At 36.5% G+C, this 2412-nt stretch carries 1 protein-coding gene; it reads right to left on the reverse strand.

Annotation, left to right across the window (positions count from 1 at the left end):
* Positions 1 to 60: 60 nt before the first annotated feature.
* Positions 61 to 2400: a phenylalanine--tRNA ligase subunit beta gene (gene pheT, locus WGMM_RS00115; RefSeq protein ID WP_038248123.1), complete on the reverse strand. Its 2340-nt coding sequence runs from the start codon at positions 2398 to 2400 to the stop codon at positions 61 to 63.
* Positions 2401 to 2412 lie beyond the last annotated feature (12 nt).

Consider the following 2412-nt stretch of genomic DNA (forward strand, 5'->3'; position numbering starts at 1 on the left):
TGGAAATAAATTGGATGAAGTAAGTGTGACACAGCAACGGCAGGAAACTATGATTGTGACTCAACGATAAGTTCTCAAAGTTCCTCCGGTATTTTCACATACTAAATTAACTATAGCACTTGATTCTTTTTGGATCTCTTTTTCAGTTAAAGTGTGAGTTGGAGAGCAGAAAGTAACTGACAACGCTATAGACATCCTATTCGATTCTATATTATTTCCATGGTATACGTCAAATACTAAAACTTCTGTGATGAGCTCTGAGCTTTTTTTTACCACATTGATTATGTTACCTACTTTCACATCCTTATTTGCAATAAATGCAAAATCACGTTTTACACTTTGGTACTTATAATCGATAAATTTCTTTCTACTTACAGGTAAATTTTCAATATTTTCTAATATCACCTCAAAACCTACAACTTTTTGCTTGATATCAAAAAGATCTAATATATTAGGATGCAACTTTCCAAAATAACCTGCTACTTTATTCTTAAAAGAGAGAGTACCTGACTTTCCTGGGTGATAATGTTCTTTTTCTGCTCTCTCTATCGTTAAATTATCACAATTGACGTTAAAAAACTCCAAAGCTGCTATGCAATCAGCCTTTGCGTCAAAAACATCTACTTTTCTATCAGTATTATAATGGTTTCGCGGTAAATTATTTCCTGTTCTTATCCCACTTAAAACATGTTTAGACCGAGCTTCACTATCGTAAAGCGGCCCAATTTCGAAGATTGCAAGATCAGATATTCCATGGGCAATATTATCAGCAGTAACTTGCAATAAATTTGGCATAATACTTGGTCTCATTATATTAAAGCTATTGTTAAACGGATTATCGATGATAAATAACTTATTCGAGTAACCAAATTTTTCAGCTGTTGATTCACTCATAAACGACCAGGTTAGCACTTCATGAAACCCTCTGTTTGTCATCAAAATACGCAAATTGTCGTATGTACTATCTACTTCTTCAACATTATTTGGTAGTGGTTCTTCTTTTATTTTGTCATAGCCGTATATCCTTGTTACTTCTTCGATTAGGTCAGCCGGTATTGTCACGTCCGGTCTCCAGCTTGGTACTTGTACATTCCAATTGCCTTTGGTTTTTTTATCAATACTAAACCCTAGTTTCGTTAAGATATCAAGCACCTCATCAGGCGATGCAGACACACTTCCAAACTTGTTCACATCCTGATAATCAAAGCTCACCTTGGTGTCAGCACTATCTAAACTGCCAGCAGACACTACGCTTGAGGTTTCTCCACCACATAAGTCCAGAATCATTTTAGCTGCAAGGTTGAGTCCATCAAAAGTAAATCCAGGATCAACTGAACGTGCAAATCTGTAACTAGCGTCTGTGGAGATGCCGAGCTGCCTTGAAGATTTAGTAATAGAGATGGGAGCGAACCAAGCAGACTCTAAAAAGATATCAGTAGTTTCAAGAGTACATTCACTGCACTTACCACCTATAATTCCAGCAATTCCATGAATATTTTTATCACCTGCAATAACGCTTATGTCTTTGTTTAATAAGTGTTCTTTACCGTTCAAACCAGCAAATTTTTCTCCGTCGTTTGCTTTGCGTACTGTGAGCTCTCCTTCTATTTTTTTTGCATCATACGCGTGCATTGGGCGGCTGAAAGATATCATAATATGGTTCGTGATATCAACTATTGCAGAAATGGAGCGCACTCCTATCGATTCCAGCCTATCTTTTAACCATTTTGGGCTTTCTTGATTTTTTACATTGGCGATGTATATTCCACTAATAAAACTTTCCCCGTCAGTAACTTCAACATCGATTGGTGAATTTATGGAGCTGGTAAGTTGTGGAATGCTTAAAGTCTTTAATGTCCCAATTCCAGTTGCAGCAAGGTCGCGAGCTATTCCATAAATGCCTAAGCAATCTCCACGGTTTGGAGTAACATTTATATCAATTACAGGGTCACAATTGAAAAATTTATCCCCTACTTCATAATCATCGGAAAGCTCGATTATTCCTTCACTTTCCTCTTGAACCAGCGCAAGTTCAGAAGCAGAGCAGAGCATCCCTTCACTTAGCATTCCTCGTATTTTTGTGGACTTAATTGTGAGATCACTTTCTGGCAACGTGCTACCAAGAGATGCAAGTACAGTTTTCATACCTTCTCTAACATTGTTTGCTCCACAGACTATTTGTAGAATTTTACTTCCATCATTTACTTTACATAATTTTAATTTATCAGCATTTGGATGAGGTACGACTTCTAATACCTCTGCAACAATAAACCCAGTCAATCTGGAATTATCGATCACATCTTCTACTTCTAACCCTATGTGAGTTAATTTATCGGTAATTTCTTCTAAACTAGCATTGGTTTCTAAGTGTTCTAATAACCAAGATAATGTGAATTTCATGGACCTAAAAAG

The organism is Wolbachia endosymbiont of Glossina morsitans morsitans, from assembly GCF_000689175.1.
Lineage (GTDB): Bacteria > Pseudomonadota > Alphaproteobacteria > Rickettsiales > Anaplasmataceae > Wolbachia > Wolbachia pipientis.

Bases quoted from the DNA above. Each gene is read 5' to 3' on its own strand.
- pheT (WP_038248123.1), bottom strand. From the start codon at position 2,400: ATGAAATTCACATTATCTTGGTTATTAGAACACTTAGAAACCAATGCT.